Origin of the sequence: Pseudomonas sp. BGI-2 (assembly GCF_004310295.1) — a bacterium.
In the GTDB taxonomy this organism is placed as follows: Bacteria; Pseudomonadota; Gammaproteobacteria; order Pseudomonadales; family Pseudomonadaceae; genus Aquipseudomonas.
This window is the reverse complement of the sequence record NZ_SISB01000048.1, coordinates 16644-38296: the sequence shown is the minus strand read 5'-3', so window position 1 is coordinate 38296 and position 21653 is coordinate 16644. Positions and strand designations below refer to the sequence as shown.

22 protein-coding genes are annotated in these 21653 nt (G+C 60.0%); 9 read left to right on the top strand and 13 right to left on the bottom strand.

Features of this window, described 5'->3' with window-relative positions:
* Positions 1-7 precede the first annotated feature (7 nt).
* The 4 genes from EYC95_RS25825 (at position 8) to EYC95_RS25810 (ending at position 4120) form a co-directional block, all read left to right on the top strand.
* A complete protein-coding gene (locus tag EYC95_RS25825; protein WP_131062843.1) occupies positions 8-1105 on the top strand; it encodes an amino acid ABC transporter permease in 1098 nt (365 codons plus the stop codon).
* A 10-nt stretch (positions 1106-1115) separates the two neighbouring features.
* On the top strand, positions 1116-1880 hold the full coding sequence (locus tag EYC95_RS25820; RefSeq protein ID WP_131062842.1) for an amino acid ABC transporter ATP-binding protein: 765 nt from the start codon (positions 1116-1118) through the stop codon (positions 1878-1880).
* Positions 1881-2169: 289 nt separating this feature from the next.
* Positions 2170-2829: a FadR/GntR family transcriptional regulator gene (locus EYC95_RS25815; RefSeq protein ID WP_131062841.1), complete on the top strand. Its 660-nt coding sequence runs from the start codon at positions 2170-2172 to the stop codon at positions 2827-2829.
* The gene (locus EYC95_RS25810) at positions 2819-4120 is read left to right on the top strand and encodes a CynX/NimT family MFS transporter (protein ID WP_131062840.1); all 1302 of its coding nucleotides are present in this window, start codon (positions 2819-2821) and stop codon (positions 4118-4120) included. Before EYC95_RS25815 ends, EYC95_RS25810 begins: the two co-directional genes overlap by 11 nt.
* Here the strand turns inward: EYC95_RS25810 and EYC95_RS25805 are convergent, their stop codons facing one another.
* The 7 genes from EYC95_RS25805 to EYC95_RS25775 form a co-directional block, all read right to left on the bottom strand.
* Positions 4121-4771, bottom strand: coding sequence for a DUF1120 domain-containing protein (locus EYC95_RS25805; RefSeq protein WP_131062839.1), 651 nt, complete (start codon positions 4769-4771; stop codon positions 4121-4123).
* A 78-nt stretch (positions 4772-4849) separates the two neighbouring features.
* Positions 4850-5473 (bottom strand): DUF1120 domain-containing protein, encoded by a 624-nt coding sequence (locus EYC95_RS25800; protein ID WP_131062838.1) that lies wholly within the window; start codon positions 5471-5473, stop codon positions 4850-4852.
* 80 nt (positions 5474-5553) lie between these two features.
* A complete protein-coding gene (locus EYC95_RS25795) occupies positions 5554-6696 on the bottom strand; it encodes a DUF1120 domain-containing protein (protein WP_131062837.1) in 1143 nt (380 codons plus the stop codon).
* A gap of 10 nt (positions 6697-6706) precedes the next feature.
* Positions 6707-9175, bottom strand: a complete 2469-nt coding sequence (locus tag EYC95_RS25790; protein WP_131062836.1) for a fimbria/pilus outer membrane usher protein — start codon at positions 9173-9175, stop codon at positions 6707-6709.
* 117 nt (positions 9176-9292) lie between these two features.
* Complete coding sequence (locus EYC95_RS25785; RefSeq protein WP_131062835.1) at positions 9293-10009, bottom strand: fimbria/pilus chaperone family protein; 717 nt, start codon at positions 10007-10009, stop codon at positions 9293-9295.
* A gap of 51 nt (positions 10010-10060) precedes the next feature.
* Positions 10061-10678, bottom strand: coding sequence for a DUF1120 domain-containing protein (locus EYC95_RS25780; protein WP_131062834.1), 618 nt, complete (start codon positions 10676-10678; stop codon positions 10061-10063).
* Between the two features lie 66 nt (positions 10679-10744).
* A complete protein-coding gene (locus EYC95_RS25775) occupies positions 10745-11374 on the bottom strand; it encodes a DUF1120 domain-containing protein (protein WP_131062833.1) in 630 nt (209 codons plus the stop codon).
* 351 nt (positions 11375-11725) lie between these two features.
* Here EYC95_RS25775 and EYC95_RS25770 point away from each other — a divergent pair, with 351 nt between their 5' ends.
* From EYC95_RS25770 to EYC95_RS25755, 4 genes are all read left to right on the top strand, one after another.
* Positions 11726-12358: a response regulator transcription factor gene (locus tag EYC95_RS25770; protein ID WP_131062832.1), complete on the top strand. Its 633-nt coding sequence runs from the start codon at positions 11726-11728 to the stop codon at positions 12356-12358.
* A 103-nt stretch (positions 12359-12461) separates the two neighbouring features.
* Positions 12462-12932 (top strand): nuclear transport factor 2 family protein, encoded by a 471-nt coding sequence (locus tag EYC95_RS25765; protein ID WP_131062831.1) that lies wholly within the window; start codon positions 12462-12464, stop codon positions 12930-12932.
* 39 nt (positions 12933-12971) lie between these two features.
* Positions 12972-13283 carry a GIY-YIG nuclease family protein gene (locus EYC95_RS25760; RefSeq protein WP_131062830.1) on the top strand — a complete coding sequence of 104 codons (312 nt, stop codon included), beginning with the start codon at positions 12972-12974 and terminating at the stop codon, positions 13281-13283.
* An 88-nt stretch (positions 13284-13371) separates the two neighbouring features.
* Positions 13372-14307, top strand: a complete 936-nt coding sequence (locus EYC95_RS25755; protein ID WP_131062829.1) for a glutathione S-transferase family protein — start codon at positions 13372-13374, stop codon at positions 14305-14307.
* A 64-nt stretch (positions 14308-14371) separates the two neighbouring features.
* On the opposite strand, the gene EYC95_RS25750 is transcribed toward EYC95_RS25755, so the two are convergent.
* Positions 14372-14722 carry a glutaredoxin family protein gene (locus EYC95_RS25750; protein WP_131062828.1) on the bottom strand — a complete coding sequence of 117 codons (351 nt, stop codon included), beginning with the start codon at positions 14720-14722 and terminating at the stop codon, positions 14372-14374.
* Entirely contained in the window at positions 14722-15726 is a 1005-nt protein-coding gene (gene yejK / locus EYC95_RS25745; protein WP_131062827.1) for a nucleoid-associated protein YejK, read from the bottom strand. The genes EYC95_RS25750 and yejK overlap by 1 nt, the downstream gene beginning before the upstream one ends.
* A 395-nt stretch (positions 15727-16121) precedes the next feature.
* Between yejK and EYC95_RS25740 the strand changes: the two genes are divergently transcribed.
* Complete coding sequence (locus EYC95_RS25740) at positions 16122-16403, top strand: HU family DNA-binding protein (RefSeq protein ID WP_007905514.1); 282 nt, start codon at positions 16122-16124, stop codon at positions 16401-16403.
* 101 nt (positions 16404-16504) lie between these two features.
* Here the strand turns inward: EYC95_RS25740 and rlmF are convergent, their stop codons facing one another.
* The 4 genes from rlmF to EYC95_RS25720 form a co-directional block, all read right to left on the bottom strand.
* Entirely contained in the window at positions 16505-17530 is a 1026-nt protein-coding gene (gene rlmF, locus EYC95_RS25735; protein WP_131062826.1) for a 23S rRNA (adenine(1618)-N(6))-methyltransferase RlmF, read from the bottom strand.
* A gap of 119 nt (positions 17531-17649) precedes the next feature.
* The gene (locus EYC95_RS25730; RefSeq protein ID WP_131062825.1) at positions 17650-20496 is read right to left on the bottom strand and encodes a valine--tRNA ligase; all 2847 of its coding nucleotides are present in this window, start codon (positions 20494-20496) and stop codon (positions 17650-17652) included.
* Positions 20497-20788: 292 nt separating this feature from the next.
* Entirely contained in the window at positions 20789-21175 is a 387-nt protein-coding gene (locus tag EYC95_RS25725) for a DNA polymerase III subunit chi (RefSeq protein WP_131062824.1), read from the bottom strand.
* A gap of 8 nt (positions 21176-21183) precedes the next feature.
* On the bottom strand, positions 21184-21612 hold the full coding sequence (locus tag EYC95_RS25720) for a DNA polymerase III subunit chi (protein WP_131062823.1): 429 nt from the start codon (positions 21610-21612) through the stop codon (positions 21184-21186).
* Between the last annotated feature and the right edge of the window lie 41 nt (positions 21613-21653).

Genomic DNA, 21653 nt, shown 5'->3' with positions numbered 1-21653 from the left:
AAAGCGCATGAGTACTCATACTTTCAAACCTGACATGCCACCCCCGAGCCGCAGCATCGGTGTCGTGGCGTGGATGCGCGCCAACATGTTCTCCAGCTGGCTCAACACCCTGCTGACCCTGTTCGCGTTCTATCTGATCTACCTGGTGGTGCCGCCGATCCTGAGTTGGGCGATCCTCGATGCCAACTGGGTCGGCACCAGCCAGGCCGACTGCACTAAGGAGGGCGCCTGCTGGGTGTTCATCCAGCAGCGCTTCGGCCAGTTCATGTACGGCTACTACCCGGTGGATCTACGCTGGCGCGTGGACCTGACCGTGTGGCTGGCGGTCATTGGCGTGGCACCGCTGTTCATCTCGCGCTTCCCGCGTAAAGCGGTGTACGGGCTGAGCTTCCTGGTGCTGTACCCGATCATTGCCTGGTGCCTGTTGCATGGCGGCGTTTTCGGCTTGACCCAGGTGGCGACCAGCCAATGGGGCGGCCTGATGCTAACCCTGGTGATCGCCACCGTCGGTATTGCCGGCGCTCTGCCGCTGGGTATCGTTTTGGCGCTGGGCCGTCGTTCGAACATGCCGGCGATTCGGGTGGTCTGCGTGACCTTCATCGAATTCTGGCGCGGCGTGCCGTTGATCACGGTGCTGTTCATGTCCTCGGTGATGCTGCCGTTGTTCCTGCCAGAGGGCATGAACTTCGACAAACTGCTGCGGGCGCTGATCGGCGTGATCCTGTTCCAGTCGGCTTACGTGGCCGAAGTGGTGCGTGGCGGTCTGCAAGCGATTCCCAAAGGTCAGTACGAAGCGGCTGCAGCGATGGGCCTCGGTTACTGGCGCAGCATGGGCCTGGTGATTCTGCCGCAAGCCCTGAAGATGGTAATCCCCGGCATCGTCAACACCTTCATTGCGCTGTTCAAGGACACGAGCCTGGTGATCATCATCGGCCTGTTCGACCTGCTCAACAGCGTCAAACAAGCCGCCGCCGACCCGAAATGGTTGGGCATGGCCACTGAAGGCTATGTGTTCGCGGCCCTGGTGTTCTGGATTTTCTGTTTTGGTATGTCGCGCTATTCCATGCATCTGGAACGCAAGCTCGACACTGGCCACAAGCGTTAGGAGTTCTGTAATGAGCGAAGCAATCAAAAAGTCTGTGAGCCCTGAAGGCATTATTCAGATGCAGGGCGTGAACAAGTGGTATGGCCAGTTCCACGTGCTGAAAGACATCAACCTGAACGTCAAGCAGGGCGAGCGTATCGTGCTGTGCGGCCCGTCGGGTTCCGGCAAGTCGACGACCATTCGTTGCCTCAACCGTCTGGAAGAACACCAGCAAGGTCGCATCGTGGTCGATGGCGTGGAACTGACCAACGACCTCAAGCAGATCGAATCGGTCCGCCGTGAAGTCGGCATGGTGTTCCAGCACTTCAACCTGTTCCCGCACCTGACCATCCTGCAAAACTGCACGCTGGCGCCGATGTGGGTGCGCAAGATGCCCAAGCGCCAGGCCGAAGAAATCGCCATGCATTATCTGGAGCGCGTACGCATTCCGGAGCAGGCGCATAAATTCCCGGGGCAACTGTCCGGCGGTCAGCAACAGCGTGTAGCGATTGCCCGTGCCTTGTGCATGAAACCGAAAATCATGCTGTTCGATGAACCGACTTCGGCTCTCGATCCTGAGATGGTGAAAGAGGTTCTGGACACCATGATCGGCTTGGCCGAAGACGGCATGACCATGCTCTGCGTGACTCACGAAATGGGCTTCGCCCGCACCGTGGCCAATCGCGTGATCTTCATGGACAAGGGTGAAATCGTCGAGCAGGCTGCGCCGAACGACTTCTTCGATAACCCGCAGAATGAGCGGACGAAGCTGTTCCTGAGCCAGATCCTGCATTGATTGACGCTTGGCAGTGAAATAAACCCGGACAGTGTTCCGGGTTTATTTTTGCCTGCGATTTCATTGCGCGTGTTGCCAAGATTCCTGTGGGAGCGGGCTTGCTCCGGGCGGCGCTCCGACGAAAGCGATGTATCAGACACCTATGTGTTGGCTGACCACTCCCTCTTCGCGAGCAAGCCCGCTCCCACAGGGATGGTTGCTCGTATCGCTATGAGAGGTTGCCCTGTCGGAGGAAGCTGACTAACATGTCAGAAAATTCATCCTATGATTGGATGAAAGGGCGAATCCTATGTCAGACATCTCTCCACTCGTTAAACGTTCCTTGGTCGATCAGGCGCTGGATCAACTGCGCCAGCGCATCAACAACGGCGCATGGCAGGTCGGCCAACGCTTACCCACCGAGCCAGAGCTGTCCGCCGAGTTGGGCATCAGCCGCAACACCGTGCGCGAAGCCATGCGCGTATTGGCGTTTTCCGGGCTGATCGAAATTCGTCAGGGAGACGGCAGTTACTTGCGGGCGGTGATCGATCCGCTGGACACGATGAAAGCCTTGTCGCGCTGCTCCCATGAACAGGCCCGCGAGACCCGACACATCCTTGAAGTCGAGGCCATCGGCCTCGCTGCCCTGCGCAGAACTGACGAGGACCTGGTGGCATTGCGCGAAGCGCTGGGCGTCAGCGGCAGCCACTACCACGGCGATCTCGACAGCTACATCGCCTGCGATATGGTGTTCCACCGCCGTCTGGTGGATGCCGCGCACAACCCGACACTCAGCGAGCTGTATCGCTATTTCTCCAGCATCGTCGGCGCGCATTTGCGCCAGACCCTGAACATCACCCCGCGACGCCAAGAGGTGTTCGACCTTCATATCGAACTGCTTGATGCCGTCGAGCAACGCGACCCGGAACGGGCCAAAGCCCTGTCGAGGCAGTTGATCAATGAACCTTGAAACCGAGAATGCCATGTCCAGCCACAACACCACTCAACCCAAGCGCACAGCAGAACTCGAAGAGCTGCTGATCGACGCCGAGGCCGATGACGAAGAAGTCCAGCAAAGTCACCCGATCCTGCGTCGGCCGTGGCTGTTGTTGCTGGGGCTGATTCTGGTGGCGCTAAACCTGCGCCCGGCGCTGTCGAGCATGGCGCCGATGCTCAGCGAGGTCTCGAAGACCCTAGGTTTGTCGGCGGCCCAGGCCGGGTTGCTGACGACGTTGCCGGTGCTGTGCCTGGGCTTGTTCGCTCCGCTGGCGCCCCTGCTGGCGCGACGTTTTGGCGCCGAGCGCGTGGTGTTGGGCATTCTGCTGATGCTGGCCGGCGGGATCATCCTGCGCAGTTCGTTCGGTGAGATCGGCCTGTTTGCCGGCAGTGTGCTGGCCGGCGCGAGCATCGGTGTGATCGGCGTTTTGTTGCCGGGTATCGTCAAGCGCGACTTCCCGAAACAGGCCGGGACCATGACCGGCGTCTACACCATGGCCCTATGCCTGGGCGCGGCGATGGCGGCGGGTGCGACGGTGCCGTTGAGCGAGCATTTCGACAAGCGCTGGGCCTTGGGCCTCGGTTTCTGGGTGGTGCCGGCGCTGGTCGCGGCGATTTTCTGGTTGCCGCAAGTCGGCCAGAAACACGGCGCACATAACGTTGCGTATCGGGTTCGCGGCCTGTTGCGTGATCCGCTGGCTTGGCAAGTAACGTTGTACATGGGCCTGCAATCATCGCTGGCGTACATCGTGTTTGGATGGTTGCCATCGATCCTAATCGGTCGCGGCCTGACCCCGACCCAGGCTGGTCTGGTCCTCTCCGGTTCGGTGATCGTGCAGTTGGCCAGTTCACTGGCGGCGCCCTGGCTGGCGACTCGCGGCAAGGATCAACGGCTGGCGATCGTCGTGGTCATGTTGCTGACCCTTGGAGGCTTGTTCGGCTGTCTTTACGCACCGATCGAAGGCCTGTGGGGCTGGGCGATTCTGCTCGGCCTGGGGCAGGGCGGTGCGTTCAGTCTGGCGCTGACCCTGATCGTGCTGCGCTCGCGCGATTCCCATGTGGCGGCCAACCTGTCGAGCATGGCCCAGGGCTTCGGTTACACTTTGGCGTCGATGGGGCCGTTCGCGGTGGGTATCGTGCACGACTGGACCGGCGGCTGGACGGCGCTAGGCTGGATCTTCGGCGTGATCGGTCTCGGCGCAATCATCGCCGGCCTGGGCGCCGGGCGTTCGCTGTACGTGCAGGTGGTCAGCGAAAAGGTCTGACTACAAGTAAACAACATCCAGCGTCGCCGAACCGTCGAGTTGCACCTCGGCGCTCAGGTCCAGCTCGGAGGTGGGCGCGATGACCGTTTCGACCGTCACCCGGCTGGTCAGAGTACGGATGGCAATCGGGCCGGCGCTGCTGCCTGCACTGTCGGTAAAGCCGAGATAGCTTTTGGCGCCAATCGGAATGACCTGGCGGTTCGACGAACTCCAGGCTTTGCCGCCCGTGGTGGAGTCGGTTCGATAGACCTGCGTCAAGTCGTCCACCACGGTGCTGGCCGGATCGAAGTTGAGCGAATACAAACCGATTTTATTGTTGCTGTGGTCGAGGTTCAGGCCGTAGTAGATCTCGCTGTTGACGATTGCCGAGCCGTCGCGGTTGTCGCGCATCAGCAGGGCAAAACGCACAGGGGCATTGCACTGAATATTGAGGTCGAGCATCTGGTCGCGCAGTCGCGTGCGTTTGTCGACGCTGAGGTCCTGCCGGGAAATTTTTCCGTAGTCGACGAAGCCGTTGTTGGACAGATTCGGTGTGCAAGCGTTCGGCGTGATGAGGCCTGTGACCTTCAGGTCCGTCGACGAGAGGGCGAACGTGAGCGGCGAAGTCAGGACGATGATCGCCATCGTCAGAGCGTGTGGAATCTTTCTCATGGGACAGGTTTCGCTTTGTCTGGTGAGCGGAATCAGTCCTTGCCCGAAGCATGACCTCGGGCAAGGTCGGCTACGGTGTTACGGGTAGTCGATAGTGATAGTGACCGAGCCGTCGAGCACGACGTCGCTGGTCAGGTCCAGTGAGTCGGCGCGAGCAATTGCGGTCTCGACCCTAAGGTCTGTCAGTAGATCCTTCACGGCAATCGGCGTGTTCGGGCCGCCTACAGCACCGAACGCCGAGAGGTTTTTATGGCTCATGAAGGGGACTGTGCTCCAGGAACCTCCATTGTTGGGGGACCACAACGGCTGTACGGCAACACCATCCGCCATTGGTGCAATGATTCGTACGTCGAAACTGCCGACCCGCTGATTGTCATTGATAGAGCTTAGGCCGAATGAATTTGTACCATCACCCATGCCCAATTTGTTATCGGTCGGCGACAGCCTGAACGCGGTCGCTGCGTCACAGCTCACGGCTAGCTGCAATGTCTCGTAAGGCAGGAACGTGCCTTTGTCCTGATGCAGGTCTTTGGCTGAAAGCTTGCCATGATCGACGATCCCTCCACCGGAAAGCGTTGGCGTGCACGCCGCTGGCGTGATAACGCCAGTCACCGTCAAATCAGTGCTCGAAGCTGCCAATGTATAAGGCGCAACGCCAATCAGTGCGGTGGCGGAGAGTGCTGCAAAGTACTTTTTAATCATTGTTTGCTCACTTCTAGGTTGTGTCCTGACTGCCCCGAGCCGCTCAATTGCGCCCGGACCCAGCAGGATCGGGTTGGGTGTTACAGGTAAATAATCTCGATCGTCCCCGCGCCATCGAGCTCGATGGCGGTGCTCAGGTCGAGGCTGTTGGTGGGGGCGATGACGGCGTCGACGGTCACGGTGGTGCTGAAGTTCTGGATCAGCACCGGGCCGACGCTGCTGCCGGCGCTGTCGGTGAACGCCAGGTAACGGGTTTTGCCGATGGCGATCGGGTTGGCGCTGCCAGTGCTCCAGGCCGTGCCGGCGGTATCGGAGTCGGTTCGATAGAGGCGGGCGAAGCCATCGGCATTGGCGTCGGCCGGGTCCACATTTACTGAGTACTGGCCAATCTTGTTGCCGCGGCTGTCCTTGCCCAGGCCGTAGTGATTTTCGCTGTTGAGCGTCGCCGAGGCTGAGCGGTTGTCATGCATGATCAAGGCGAAAGACGCCGGTGCGTCGCAGCCGACCATCAGCGTCAACGACTTGGGCGGCAGGCGTGTTTCCTTGTCCGCGTGCAGGTCTTTTTTGGACAGGGTGCCGAAGTCGATCACGCCACCGTTGGACAACACCGGCTCGCAGGCTGCCGGAGCCAAGCGGGCGCGCAAGGTCGCCTCGCGGGTACGTCCGGCGGCTACGGCGTCGAACACCCCGTAAGCTTCCCAAGTCACCGCGTCACGCACCTGCATCCCTTGCTCTTGAACCCAGGCAGTCAGCTCAAGTTGCGCCGAGAAACTACGACCCTGCACAGGCACGCCGGCCCGCACCGGCACAACCCCGTGTTCCGGTCGCCAGATCAGGTTCGAGGCCATTTCTGCCGGCGGCTGACCGGCCCCGGCAATCAACCCGATCTCCACCGATTGGCCGTCAACCACGGCGTCTCGAATACGCACCTGATAGCTGCCACGTTCGGCAAAGTGAAAGCGTTCGGCGGTCGCGGCCATGGCCCGATAGAACAGGCTCATGTCGATGGGCTGCGAACAGCTCAAGGTCAGACTGAGCGGGCGCTCACCGAGGTTGCGCTCCGGTGCGGCATTGGGGCGTATAGCCCGGTTCATCAGCCCGTAATCGAGAACCGGCTGGCTCAGGTTGAACTGACAGTCGTCAGTCGACGCCTTGGCCAGTGGAGTGAATCCGCTCAGTACCAGAGGCGTGAGGGTCAGCAGCAGATAGCGTGACAGGTTCATGAAGTCATCCTCAGAGGGTTCGGCACTTGGCGGGGGCGGTTTCGTAGTACGCGTGGGTGTCCGCGTTGGCAGGCAGTTCGAAATTCAGCTCACAGCGCTCCAGCCCCGGTGCGGTGATCCACAGCGAGCGGCGGTCGAGAACGTTGGGCAAAAACACCAGGCCGCCGTCCTGCACCAGGGTCACGAATTCGCCATCCTCGGTGTTCACGGCGGCACCGCGCGGCAGGGGCGCGCCGTTGGCGGTGGTGGCCTGGAGCAACGCTCGACGGGTCATCGTGATGCCGAATTCAACGTTGTCGACGGCACCGCGACCGGCCGAAATCACCGCCAGCCCGTTGTGAATGTCGGCGTTGCGCGGCAGGGTTTTGGTGTCGACTTCCACCGGGCTGCGGCCGTAAGCCGTCACTTGCGGGATCACCGCCTGACCTTGCCAGTCGGTCCACACCGGACCGCTGGGCGTCGACACTTTGATCGAACCCATGTCGCCCACCGACAGCAGCGCGAAGGTGTCGCTCACCGGGTAGGGCGACAGCGTCACGCCACCGCCGTGGAGCACGGCGCCGCCACGGGCGCTGGCCTGATAGCTGGAGCGTTCGGCGTCGGCGCGGGTGTAGTTGAGATCAAGCTGGGTGTAGCGCGGCAGCAGCGAAACGCCGGTCGTGGACTGCACCTGTTTATCGCGCGTGTCGTGTTCGACACCCACCCTGTAACCCAGTTGATCGTTGACCTGCTCACTCAAGCCGACGCCGCTGCGGTATTCGCCGGCAGAACTGCGCACCCAGGTGCGCGCCCGGCGGTTCTCGCCCAACGGAATGCTGAGGTTCACGTAGAGGCTGTCATCATTGCGGCTCGCGCCACTGACCTGCCATTCGGCGGTCGCCGAGACCGACACACCACCGAGGCTGGTGCCCCAGGAGGCGAGGGCGCGGCTGCTGCTTTGGCCATCGAACGAGCAGGATCGGCTGAAGCCGCTGCTGAAGGCGCCGAGCCATGGATGCGACCACGACAGGGCTGCGCTTTGTTGATCGCGGTAACGGGACTTGCTGTTGTCGGAAGTGGTGTCGAACACCGCCTCTTCCAGTTCCCGGTATCCCAGGGTTCGGTAGGAGCTGCCGGCATTGAGTGCCCACTGTTCGCTCAACCGATGCGAGACGCTCAGGTCAGCCTGAAGCCCCTGACTGGCTTGTCTGCCGCTGGCATCCGCGCCGGTCAGCGTGGCTTGCACCTGGGTGGCGAGCGAGGGCAACAGACCGACGCTGGCGCCCGCCGCGCGATAGTCGGCGGCGCCGGTCAGGCCTGCGCTGAGCGACACTTGCGGGGTGAGCGCACCGCTCCAGCCGCCGCTGATGACCCAGGGATCGCCACCCTGCGCGTCACCGACACTTCGCACCTGACCGGTGCCCAGTGAATAACCGGGCGCCGGCAAACTGACCCCCAGCATCGCAGCGGGCACGGTAAAACTGCGCTCGCTGCCATCGACCTCCTTGATCGTGACCTCAACGTCGGAGCGCGTGTTGAGCCGTCGCACGTTGGTGAGTGCGAACGGGCCGGCGGGCACCACCGTGGAATGGATCAGCGAACCGTTCTGACGGACCTCGACCTGGGCCTGACTGTTGGCGATCCCTTCAATGACCGCGCTTTGCCCCTCGACCTGCAGCGCTTGCTCGTTCAGCACTTGCACGCCGGTGATCTGTGCACCAGCAAGCACCGGGTTGTAGAGGTTGATCTGTCCCGCCTGCAGCACCGCTTCCTGACTGGCGAAGGTGCGCTGGGCGTAGGCCGCAATGTGCGTGGTGCGGGAAATATCGTCCTGCCAGGTCTGTACCTGACGGCTGCGCACGATCCAGTCGCCGGCATTGAACCCGAGTTCGGTGTTGGCCGAGGCGTAGCGACTCGAACTATCTCCTGAACGACTGTGCAAACCGGTGACGTCGTAGTTGAGCAAACCGGCAATGCCGCCGGTTTGATAGCCGGAAAAATCCCGGGTAGTGGGGCGTATCGCATCGGTGGGCACGATCAACGACAGGGCGAGGCTCGCGGGGTCCGATTCGATGATGGTCTGAGGCGCGGTGTCGAGGAAATCGTGGCACTGGCTCTCGTCCAACAGACGAGCAGGCACCTGCAGGTTCGCCGCATCGAGCAGCGCACGATCGAAGCACAACGCCCCTTCGCGATCGAACGTGACGTCGACCCGGCCCTGGCGCTGGCCGTTGACGCTGAGCGTGACCGGGTGCCGGCCGACCGTGAACCGCGGTGCCTGCATCAGCAACGTCGCCAGCGCCGGATCAATGCCACGCTGCAACAACGTGTCCTTGTCGAACGACGCCGGCAACGACGCCTCACCGTGGGCGTCGAGCATCATCAGCGCGTTGCTCAGCAGCAACGCCATCGTGATTCGCCGCCGCCATGGATGAGAGCGAGCGCCGGCCCCAATAGCGGGCACGGCTTCGCCATCACGGTAAATCGATACTGTGGTCATCGGGTTCACTTGGGTTATTGCGGCGTGCGGTTACAGGCACGCCTGTGGCAACGGCCAAGCGGCCGTCGCCTTGAAACATGGGTGCTCATCGTTCCTTGAGGACGCCGTAAGGGAAGTTCAGGACTGGATGGGCGCCTCGTAATGCGGCACCGCGAAGCCGTAGACCGTCGCCGGTTGAAAGCGCACCTGCGTGGCGGCGCCTTCGGGCACCTTGATGCTGATGTGCTCACCGGGTAGCACGTAGGTTTTCGGCAACATCGCATTGCCTGCCGCTGGCAACAATTGCACTTCCTGGCCCAGACGGACCACATAAGGCGTGTCGTTGCGCACGGTCAGTTGACCATCCTTCAGTGACCATTGCAGACCGGTCCAAGGCGTTCGATTGGGCGCCAGGCCTTTGGGGTGCAGGATCACCGGCAAGTTCTGGCGTACCGTCACACCGACCCGTGCCTGACCCGCCTCGGCGGCGGCTTTGCCTTGGGGGATGCCTTCGAAGATCACCCGCTTCAAACGTTGAGTGAGCAGGGGTTTTTCCGATTGCAGAATGAACCGCACCAGTTGGGTTTTGCCCGCTTCGACGCGCGCCAGCGGTGGCGTTACGAACACCAGCGATTCGCTGTCCTCGGCGATGTCTTCGAGGGTGACGTGCATCAACGCCAGGTTGGCATCGGTGTTGGTCACCGACACGGACGCTTCGCCGTCGGCCTCGTTGACGATGACCACAGAAGTGTTCGGCACCATGCCGTCGGCCTGAGCGTGTGCGGTCAGCAACAGGGCGAGTGCGCCGATGCCGGAATGGAACAGATGATGGGTGACTTTGGAAAACATCGTCATGACGTGTCTCGTTGAATGTTCAAAAAAATTGGAGCCGGGATCACCGACCTATCAATAGTTCAGTTGCACGGTGACATGCCCGTCGATGGGGATTTCGTCGGTCAGCGTCAGGTCGTTCGCGCGAACGATGGTGGTAAACGCCGTGAGACGCGCGCGCAAATCCTTGATGGCGATCGGTGTACTCAGGTCGCTCAACGCCGCGAACGCGGTCCGGCCCGCGTGCCCCAGGTAGGAAGACACTCGCCAGGCACCGTCGTTGAGGGAAATGATGGTTTTCACCGCCGCCCCATCGGCCACTGTATCGAACAGGCCGAACGCAACACTGCCCAGGTTCTGGTCGTCGTTGACGACGCCCAGCCCGTGACTATTGGGGTGGAAGGCGGAAGAGCCTTCGCGGTTGTCGATCGTCGTCAGGGTAAACAGCGTGGCGGCATCGCAATTCACCTCCAGATACAGCGTGCCGTTTTCCAGGGCCGTGGGCTGGTCCGGTCTCAGATCTTTCACCGTCACTTTGCCGTGGTCGACGATGCCGCCGCCGGACAGGCTGGCTGTGCAGGCGCTGGGGGTGATCAAACCGGTGACGCTCAGGTCGGCGCTGCTGGCGGCAAAGGCTGCTGGGGCGCAGACGAGCAACAGGGGAGTCAATAGAGCGAGGGAGCATCTTTCCATGATGGGTCGTCCTTTGAGTGAGCGGGCAACGCCGTGTGCCGGGCGTTGCTCGTTGATGAGGAAGGGTTACAGGTACTTGATCTGGAGTGTTGCGGAGCCGTCGAGTGTGACTTCGTCTGTCAGGGTCAAGCTGTCAGCACGAGCGATGAAGGCATCTACTTCCACGTTCATCGCCAGATTACTGGTCACAACCGGATACCAGCTTCCAGTGGAGGTGTCGCCCACTGCGGCCCAGCTAAAAGGGTCGACCGGTATGTGCTGATTGTTCCGCCAGGTTTCGCCCTCATCGAATGAAACGATGACGTTTTTTGGGCCGCTGTCGGTGATGGCGTCGAAGTAGGTCACAGTGAACCCTCCGAGATTTTCATTGGCACTGGTCTTGCCCAGGCCATATTGATAGGGGTTGTGCGTGGAGCTGGAGCGGTTGTCCAGCAGTGTCAGCGCAAAGGTAGTCGCGGCGTCGCAACCCACATTGACTTGTAATTTTTCCGTGCCCAAATGGGTGACGCTGGTCTGGTTGAGATCCTTGGCCGATGTTTTTCCAAAATCAACGGTTCCGTTATTGGACAGAACAGGGGTACAGGCCGCCGGAGTGATGATGCCCGTTACAGTCAGGTCAGTACTGGAAGCCGCGAACGCCGATGAGGCGCCGGTCAGCAGCAAAGCAACCGTCAGGAGGGATACATTTTTGTTCATGTCGGCTCTTCCTTGATGAAAGATTGTTGGAGAGTTGCCCTGTTCGGACAGGGCGCAATCTATCGATCGAGGTAGCCGGGCGGAATGCAACTAATACGAAAAAGTAGGGCCCGGGGTATGAAAGTTCATGGCGAGCTACAGATCTCATTTTTCGACGTGTTGTCTGTAGTCTTTTGGTGTGAACTGCGTAGCTTTAAAACGTAGGGCGGTTCCTTTTGTTTTATCAGAGAAAGGACAGAGTCCCGGATACGTTGGGGGAAGTGGTTATGCGGTCGAGATTGGTCGTTGTGGTCGGAATAGGACGGCGTTATTTTTCGCGTATTCCAGTCACCAAACAGGATAAATCCGACAATGCGCGTAATTATTGCTGACGACCATCCTGTCGTCCGCATCGGGTTACGGATGCTCATCGATCTAACCCGCAGGTGTGTGGTCGTGGGTGAGGCCGATGGACCGGACAGCCTGTTGCGCCTTCTCTCAATCACGCCTTGCGATCTGTTGATCACGGACTTCTCCATGCCGGGCAACCAACAGGCCGATGGACTGAAGATGCTCAGCACGGTTCGACGTCACTACGCTTCGACGCCGATTATTCTGGTCACGATGTTTGCCAACGTTGCGACGCTGAGAGTGGCATTCGCTCAAGGGGTGATGGCGATCGTCGCCAAGGATGCCTCGGCGACGGAGCTTCCCCTGGCGATCAAATCGGTGAGCGAAGGGCGGCGTTTCATCAGCGAGTCCTTGCGCACGGCGCTGGCTCAGGCAGACACCGCGGCTCAGTCGTGTTCCCCTTCGCTGTCAGCCAAAGAACATGAAGTGGTGAGAATGCTCGCCAGTGGCATGACCGTCAGTGAAATCGCCAGCTACTTCAAGCGCAGCGTTTCGACGATCAGTAAACAGAAAAGCATGGCCATGCAGAGGCTGGGCATTTCCACGGATGTGGATCTCTTTGCTTATGCTCGTGATAGCGGCATGGTGCATTAGGCGTCGGCGCACCTCAGGGTATTCCCGCCACGAATGCCAATAGTGTTCCGTGCATTTGCAGACTATCGTGCAGGCAATCCTGTAAAAACTTCGGAGCCTGTCCATGAGTGACGCCAACCGCGCATTGATCACCCAGTTCTACCAAGCCTTCCAGCGGCTGGATGCCGAGGCCATGAGCGCCTGCTACACCGACGATGTGCTGTTCAGTGATCCGGCCTTTGGCGAACTGCACGGCCGCGATGCCGGCGACATGTGGCGCATGCTCACGACTCGGGCGAAGGAATTTTCCATGACGTTCGACAACGTTCGAGCCGAGGAACGCACGGGGGGCGCACATTGGGTCGCGACCTACCTGTTCAGCCAGACCGGCAACACGGTGGTCAACGATATTCAGGCGCAGTTCGTCTTCCGTGACGGCAAGATTTGCGAGCACCATGACAGCTTCGATATGTGGGCCTGGTCGCGGCAGGCGCTGGGTTTCAAGGGGTTGCTGCTGGGCTGGTCGCCAGCGGTGAGAAATGCCGTTCGCGCTCAAGCGTTGAAGGGGTTGAAGGCATTTCAGGCCAGTCGCTGATAAGATCGCGGCTTGTTTCCTACAAGCCTTGATCGTTACGTGACTACCCTCAGCGAAATCCCTGTCGACGCCGACACGCCAGTGAACAAATCCTGGTTCGTCTACCTCGTTCGCGCGGCCAATGGTTCGCTGTACTGCGGGATCAGCGACGATCCCGTCCGCCGCTTCGCCACCCACCAGAGTGGCAAGGGCGCACGTTTCTTCCTCTCCAGTCCTGCTGTGGCCTTGGTCTATACCGAGGTCTGCCGCGATAAAAGCGAAGCACTGCGGCAAGAACGCTTGATCAAAAAACTCAAGAAAAGCGCCAAGGAATGTCTGGTCGCCAGCGCTGTCGCGGGCTTATCAACCTGACTGATAAGTTCCCATCAGGCAGATCTGTAGGCTGCCCCCGGATTGCGCGCTAAGCTGCGGGTTCCTTATCCGTGCGGCGGAGCCGAGCATGTCCGAATTGATTCTCCATCATTACCCGACGTCCCCTTTTGCCGAAAAGGCCCGTCTGCTGCTGGGCTTCAAGGGGCTGTCCTGGCGCTCGGTGAAGATCGCGCCGATCATGCCAAAACCTGATCTGACCGCGCTGACCGGTGGCTACCGCCGGACGCCGGTGCTGCAGATTGGTGCTGATATTTATTGCGACACGTCGCTGATTGCCCTTCGTCTGGAGCAGGAAAAAGCCTTGCCGGCGTTCTTCCCGGAAGGTCAGGAAATGATCGCTGCGACCTTCGCCGCCTGGGCCGATTCGGTGGTATTCCAGCATGCGGTCAGCCTGGTGTTTCAGCCGGAATCGATAGCGGTGCGTTTCGGCAACTTACCGCCGGAAGCGATCAAGGCGTTTCTGGCTGATCGCGCCGGACTCTTCAGCGGTGGCAGCGCCACAAAATTGTCTGCCGAGCAAGCCAGGCATCAATGGCCGACCCTCATGGCACGCCTGGAGCAGCAGCTTCAGCGTGAACAGGGCGACTTCCTGTTCGGCGAGCCGTCGATTGCCGACTTCGCCCTGGCCCATCCGTTGTGGTTCCTCAAGGCCACGCCCGTGACCGCACCGTTGGTGGATGCTTATCCGGCGGTGTCGGCGTGGTTCGGTCGCGTGATGGGGTTCGGGCATGGCGCTTTCAGCGAGATGTCGTCCGAGGAAGCGCTGGAGATTGCGCGCAATGCCACACCGGCCGCGTTGCCGGATGAGCAATTCGATGAGCCGAATGGTTTTGAGGTTGGCCAGCGGGTGGTCATCGCGGCAACGGATTACGGCGTTGACCCGGTGGCAGGTGAGTTGCTGTTTGCGGGGCGCGAAGAGTTGATTCTGCGTCGCGAAGACGAGCGGGGCGGTGTGGTGCATGTGCACTTTCCGCGGTTCGGATTCCGCATCGAAAAGCACTGATCAACACACACCTGTGGCGAGGGGATAAATCCCCTCGCCACAGGTATTGATAATTCCGAGCTGATTATTTCAGGGCAGCGAGAATTTCATCGGGGTCATACCCGCGAATCAACGTCCCGTTCACATCGATCAACGGAATCCCGCGTCCCCCCAGCGCCTCATAGGCCTTGCGGGCCTCGGCGTCTTTCTCGATATCGAATTCCTTATACGGAATGCCTTTCTGATCGAGAAAGCGCCGCGTCAGTTTGCAGTAGCCGCACCAGTCGGTCGCGTAGAGCACGACGTTGGCCTTGGCATGGGTCTGTTCGGACACCACTTGGCTCGGATTGAATAGCCGCTCGATCTTGCCCCAGTTCTGGTAAACCACGACCACCAGCAGGATCAGCAGGAATTTTTTCAGCAGGCCGTTCAGCATCAATTGCGTCGCTTGAGCTGATCGGTCAGCTGCGTGGGCAGGCCCTTGATGATCAGCGTGCCGGCTTCTTCGTCGTATTCAATCTTCGAGCCCAGCAGGTGTGCTTCGAAGCTGATGGACAGGCCTTCAGCGCGGCCGGTGAAGCGACGGAACTGGTTCAAGGTGCGTTTATCCGCCGGGATCTCCGGCGACAAGCCGTAATCCTTGTTGCGGATGTGATCGTAGAAGGCTTTCGGGCGCTCTTCATCGATCAGTTCCGAGAGTTCTACCAGGCCCATCGGCTCGCCAAGCTTGGCCTGGCTGCTGGCGTAATCCACCAGGGTCTTGGTCTTTTCGCGGGCGGATTCTTCCGGCAAATCCTCGCTTTCAACGAAATCACTGAAGGCCTTGAGCAGGGTGCGGGTTTCGCCCGGGCCGTCGACGCCTTCCTGGCAGCCAATGAAGTCGCGGAAATACTCCGAAACCTTTTTTCCGTTCTTGCCTTTGATGAACGAAATGTACTGCTTTGATTGCTTGTTGTTCTGCCACTCGGACACATTGATCCGTGCCGCCAGGTGCAACTGGCCCAAATCAAGGTGCCGGGACGGTGTCACGTCTAACTGATCGGTCACTGCAACGCCTTCACTGTGGTGCAGCAGCGCGATGGCCAGGTAATCGGTCATGCCCTGCTGGTAATGCGCGAACAGCACGTGGCCGCCCACAGAGAGGTTCGACTCTTCCATCAGTTTTTGCAGGTGTTCCACCGCCACCCGGCTGAACGCCGTGAAATCCTGGCCACCGTCGAGGTATTCCTTCAGCCAGCCGCTGAACGGATGCGCCCCGGACTCGGCATGGAAGAAACCCCAGGCCTTGCCTTGTTTGGCGTTGTAGCTCTCGTTGAGGTCGGCAAGCATGTTCTCGATAGCGCTCGACTCGGCCAGTTCCGAGTCGCGGGCGTGGAGAACTGCAGGTGTGCCGTCGGGTTTTTTGTCGATCAGGTGGACGATGCAATGACGGATCGGCATGGGCTTCTCGGCTGATTGAAGAGAGGAGGGCGTGCTCCCCCAAAAAAGTGCCAAGTGTACCGCAACCACTGGTTTTGGCGCGGCTCGAAGGGCAATTCACAGCCGTCCGGCGGCCCTTATGCGGTTTTTTCCCGTTTTAGAGCAATAAAGCTGACCAAATGGGTAGCTAGAGGCGGATATTTCCCCGTCTCTGTGCTAGTTTTGCCCGGTCTTACGCGAAGTCACTGCGTTAAGCGTGCATTCAGCATTTGTCAGGTCGAACCAAACCCTGATTTCGGTATCTATAACCCCGATCCCGTGGTTATTGGCCGAGGGTGCCAGATCCAGAAGATCGGGCTCGATGGCTGACACTGCACTCTGCAATCCATATGAATTTGATAGGGAAGGAACACTACATGGCTCTTACTAAAGACCAACTGATCGCCGACATCGCTGAAGCTATCGACGCGCCAAAAACCACCGCGCGTAACGCTCTGGACCAACTGGGCCAAATCGTTGCCGATCAGCTGGAAAACGGCGGCGAAATCACTCTGCCAGGTATCGGCAAACTGAAAGTGACCGAGCGTCCTGCCCGTACTGGCCGCAACCCTTCGACTGGCGCTGCCATCGAAATCGCTGCCAAGAAAGTTATCAAGCTGGTTGTGGCCAAAGGCCTGACCGACGCTGTTAACAAGTAAGACGCAGTAAAAAAACCGTGCTCCGGAGCAATCCGGGCACGGTTTTTTTGCGTCTGCGATTCAGCGACTGACCAGGGGCCAATCGCTGTCTCTGCGGTTACTCAGCTCTTGCGAGCCCAGCGTTCGCGCCAGGTTTGTTGCTCGGATTTGGTTTGGAAGGTCCAGGCGACGAAGCGGCTTTGCTTCTGCCCTTGGGACATTTCCACGACCTGGCTTTCCAGTACGCCAGCTTTTTTCAGCGCGGTCTGGATCGACGGCAGGTTGGAAGCCTTCGAAACCAGCGTACTGAACCACAGTACTTTGTGTTGAAAGTGCGCGCTCTCTGCGATCAGTTGCGTCACAAACCGTGCTTCGCCACCTTCACACCACAGTTCGGCCGATTGACCGCCAAAGTTCAATACCGGCAGCTTGCGTTTCGGGTCGGCACGGCCCAGCGCGCGCCATTTGCGCTCGCTACCCTTGGTGGCCTCGTCCATCGAGGCGTGGAATGGCGGGTTGCACATGGTCAGGTCAAAGCGTTCACCAGGTTCTAGCAAGCCCAGCAGGATGTGCTTGGGATTGCTTTGCAGACGCAACTGGATGGCCTTGTTCAGCCCGTTGGACTGCACGATGGCTTTGGCAGCGGCCACGGCTGTCGGGTCGATTTCCGAGCCGAGGAAGTGCCAGCGGTAGTCGCTGTAGCCGATCAGCGGATAGACGCAGTTTGCGCCCATGCCGATATCGAGCACCTTGACCGGCGCGCCGCGCGGGATCTCGCCGTCGTTGACGCTGGCCAGCAGATCGGCCAGGAAATGCACGTAATCGGCACGGCCCGGAACCGGGGGGCAGAGGTAATCGGCCGGGATGTCCCAGTGGGCGACGCCATAAAACGACTTGAGCAACGCCCGGTTGAACACACGGACCGCGTCCGGGCTGGCAAAGTCGATACTTTCCTTGCCGTACGGGTTGAGGATCACGAACTTCGCCAGTTCCGGCGTGGTTTTGATCAGCGCCGGGAAGTCGTAACGACCTTGGTGGCGGTTGCGCGGATGCAGGCTGGCCTTCTTCTCACGAGGCTCCACGGCTTTGGCCGGGGTGGCGGTGTCAGGCTTCTTGCGCGCAGGTCTTGGTGTGCGGGGGGCGTTCATGGGCGTTGTCGATTCGGGTATGGCTAAAAGTGGCGGGTATTGTCCCACATCCACACAGGATTCTCGGCGCAAAAAAAAAGGGAGGCCATTTGGCCTCCCGTTTTCATTGCGATTTACCGTTACAGGCTGGCAATCCGCGCATGCTGCTCCGCCAATTTGCCCAAAGCCTGTTCAGCTTCGGCCAGTTTGGCGCGTTCCTTGTCGATGACTTCGGCTGGAGCCTTGTCGACGAAGCCAGCGTTGGACAGCTTGCCACCCACGCGCTGAACTTCGCCCTGCAGACGCAGGATTTCCTTGTCGAGACGCGCCAGCTCGGCATCTTTGTCGATCAGGCCAGCCATCGGCACCAGCACTTCCATCTCGCCGACCAGAGCCGTGGCGGACAGCGGCGCTTCTTCGCCGGCGGCCAACACCGTGATCGATTCGAGGCGAGCCAGCTTCTTCAGCAAGGCTTCGTTCTCGGTGAGACGACGCTGATCTTCGGCGCTGACGTTTTTCAGGAACAGGTTCAGCGGCTTGCCTGGGCCGATGTTCATTTCGCCACGGATGTTGCGCGTGCCAAGCATCAACTCCTTGAGCCATTCGATGTCGTTCTCGGCGGCCGGATCGATGCGCTCTTCATTGGCCACTGGCCAGGGTTGCAGCATGATCGTCTTGCCTTCGATACCGGCCAGCGGCGCGATGCGCTGCCAGATTTCTTCGGTGATGAACGGCATGAACGGGTGCGCCAGACGCAATGCAACTTCCAGCACCCGAACCAGCGTGCGGCGGGTGCCACGCTGACGTTCAACCGGGGCGTTCTCGTCCCACAGCACAGGCTTGGAGAGTTCCAGGTACCAGTCGCAATACTGGTTCCAGATGAACTCGTACAAGGCTTGTGCCGCCAGGTCGAAACGGAACTGATCGAGTTGACGGGTCACTTCGGCTTCGGTGCGTTGCAGCTGCGAGATGATCCAGCGATCCGCCAGCGACAGCTCGTAAGCTTCGCCGTCCTGGCCGCAGTCTTCGCCCTTGTCCAGCACGTAGCGCGCGGCGTTCCAGATCTTGTTGCAGAAGTTGCGATATCCTTCGACGCGGCCCATGTCGAACTTGATGTCGCGACCGGTAGAGGCCAGCGAGCAAAAGGTGAAACGCAGGGCGTCAGTGCCGTAGCTGGCGATGCCGTCGGCGAACTCGTCGCGGGTCTGCTTCTCGATCTTCTTCGCCAGTTTCGGCTGCATCATGCCGGACGTGCGTTTCTGCACCAGATCTTCCAGCTCGATACCGTCGATGATGTCCAGCGGGTCCAGAACGTTGCCCTTGGACTTGGACATCTTCTGGCCTTGGCCATCACGCACCAGGCCGTGCACGTAGACGGTCTTGAATGGAACCTGCGGCGTGCCGTCCTCATTCTTCATCAGGTGCATGGTCATCATGATCATCCGGGCGACCCAGAAGAAAATGATGTCGAAGCCAGTCACCAGCACGTCGGTGGAGTGGAATTTCTTCAGGAACTCGGTCTGCTCAGGCCAGCCGAGGGTGGAGAACGTCCACAGGCCCGAACTGAACCAGGTATCGAGAACGTCGTTGTCCTGTTGCAGCGCAACGTCCTGGCCAAGGTTGTTCTTGGCACGTACTTCGGCTTCGTCGCGACCGACATAGACCTTGCCCGACTCGTCGTACCAGGCCGGAATCCGGTGACCCCACCACAGCTGACGGCTGATGCACCAATCCTGGATGTCACGCATCCACGAGAAGTACATGTTTTCGTATTGTTTCGGCACGAACTGGATACGGCCGTCTTCAACGGCAGCAATCGCAGGCTCGGCCAACGGCTTGGTCGACACATACCACTGGTCGGTCAGCCATGGCTCGATGATCGTGCCGGAACGGTCGCCTTTCGGAACTTTCAGCGCGTGATCGTTGACGCTGACCAAGAGGCCAGCAGCATCGAACGCAGCCACGATTTGCTTGCGCGCTTCAAAACGGTCCAGACCGGCGTATTCGGCCGGTATCTTGCCGTCGATGCTTTCATTCAGCGTGCCGTCCAGGTTGAACACCTGACAGGCCGGCAGGACGGCAGCGTTCTTGTCGAAGATGTTCAGCAGCGGCAGGTTGTGGCGCTTGCCGACTTCGTAGTCGTTGAAATCGTGGGCCGGGGTGATTTTCACGCAACCGGTGCCGAATTCTGGGTCGCAGTAATCGTCGGCGATGATCGGGATGCGGCGGCCGACCAGCGGCAGCTCGACAAATTTGCCGATCAGGGCTTTGTAGCGTTCATCGTTCGGGTTAACCGCGACGGCGGAGTCGCCGAGCATGGTCTCCGGGCGAGTGGTCGCGACGATCAGGAAATCGTTGCCTTCAGCGGTCTTGACGCCGTCGGCCAGCGGGTATTTCAGGTTCCACAGGAAACCTTTCTCATCGTGGTTTTCCACTTCGAGGTCGGAAATCGCCGTGTGCAACTTGGTGTCCCAGTTAACCAGACGCTTGCCGCGGTAGATCAGACCGTCTTCGTGCAGGCGCACGAACGCTTCTTTAACGGCTTCAGAGAGGCCGTCATCCATGGTGAAGCGCTCGCGGCCCCAGTCCACGGACGAACCGAGACGGCGGATCTGACGGCTGATGTTGCCACCGGACTGATCCTTCCACTCCCAGACTTTCTCGAGGAATTTTTCGCGGCCCAGGTCGTGGCGATTCTGCCCTTGAGCTTCGAGTTGGCGTTCCACCAGCATTTGTGTGGCGATACCGGCGTGGTCGGTACCCGGTTGCCACAGGGTGTTGCGACCCTGCATGCGGCGGAAACGGATCAGGGCGTCCATGATCGCGTTGTTGAAGCCGTGACCCATGTGCAGGCTGCCGGTGACGTTCGGCGGCGGGATCATGATGGTGTAGGACTCGCCCGCGCCTTGCGGGGCGAAGTAATTCTCTGACTCCCAGGTGTTGTACCAGGAAGTTTCAATGGCGTGCGGCTGGTAGGTCTTATCCATGCGCGGCGGGACCCTATTGGCATTTATTCAGGAAAAGCCGGCAAGTATAGCGGGGCATGGGGCAGAGGGCGAGCAGGGGCGGACGGCGCGCAGACCTAATGTGGGAGTGAGCCTTTGTGGCGAGGGGGTTAATCGGAATGCCGCACCACCCCGTTCGGCTACGCAGCAGTCGTCAACTCTGTAAATGCGTAGTGCGAATGAAATGCTGGGGGCCGCTTCGCAGCCCAACGGGGCGGTGCGACGTTTCGCTAAATCCCCTCACCACAAAGGCTTGCTTCCACAGGAGAGGGTGTTATTCGTACTGGCTAAGCAACCGCTCCATCCGCGCATCCAGCCGGCGCTTGATTTCGGTTTCAATGTGCGGTGCAAAATCATCGATCACGTCTTGCATGATCAACATCGCAGCAGCACGCAGTTCGCTGTCGAGATGCAGCAAGGCATCAGGACCTTTGCCGGCCGCCGGTGCCGGTTGCGCGGCAGGGGCGGGTGGTGTCGGTTCGACGTCCTGCGGCGCACCGCTGACGGAGTCGAACAACATCGGAATCTGTTCCTGATCACCGTCTTCGACCGTGTCGGTCAGCAGCGGCGGTTGCAGGTTGTCATCGCCGAGCAGTTGGCGGATCGACTCGAGGTCATCCAGCAGGTGCGCGGACTTCTGTTGCGGTTTTGGAGTGTCCATCGGAATGCTCAAAGTCGCTGTAATCGGTGATCTTGCAGAGGATAGCCCTGTTCGCGATAGAAACGGAAACTCTCCCGCGCGGCCGCACGAATCGTCGGATCTTCCACCACCACTTCCGCCACGCGGGCGAACTGTTTGGCGAACACCGGCACTTTCAGGTCGAGATTGACCAGCAGATCCTGATGCGGACCGCAGTCATCACCCAGCCCCAGCACAATCAAACCCTCAGGTTCGCTTTCGGCAGGCCCGTGAGGCACGAAGCTTTCACCCTTGAAAGCCCATAAACGTGCATCGAGATCCTCGCGTTGGGCGGCATCGCTGCAATGCAGGTAAATGCGGTGGCCCATGCGCCAGGCTTTTTCGGTGAGTTTGCAGGCAAAATCCAGCCGTGCCGACGGATCGGCGCTGGGCAGGATATAGAAGTCGACTTTGGTCATTGCGGTTCCTGAGCCACGAACGGCGTCACCCGGAAGTGACG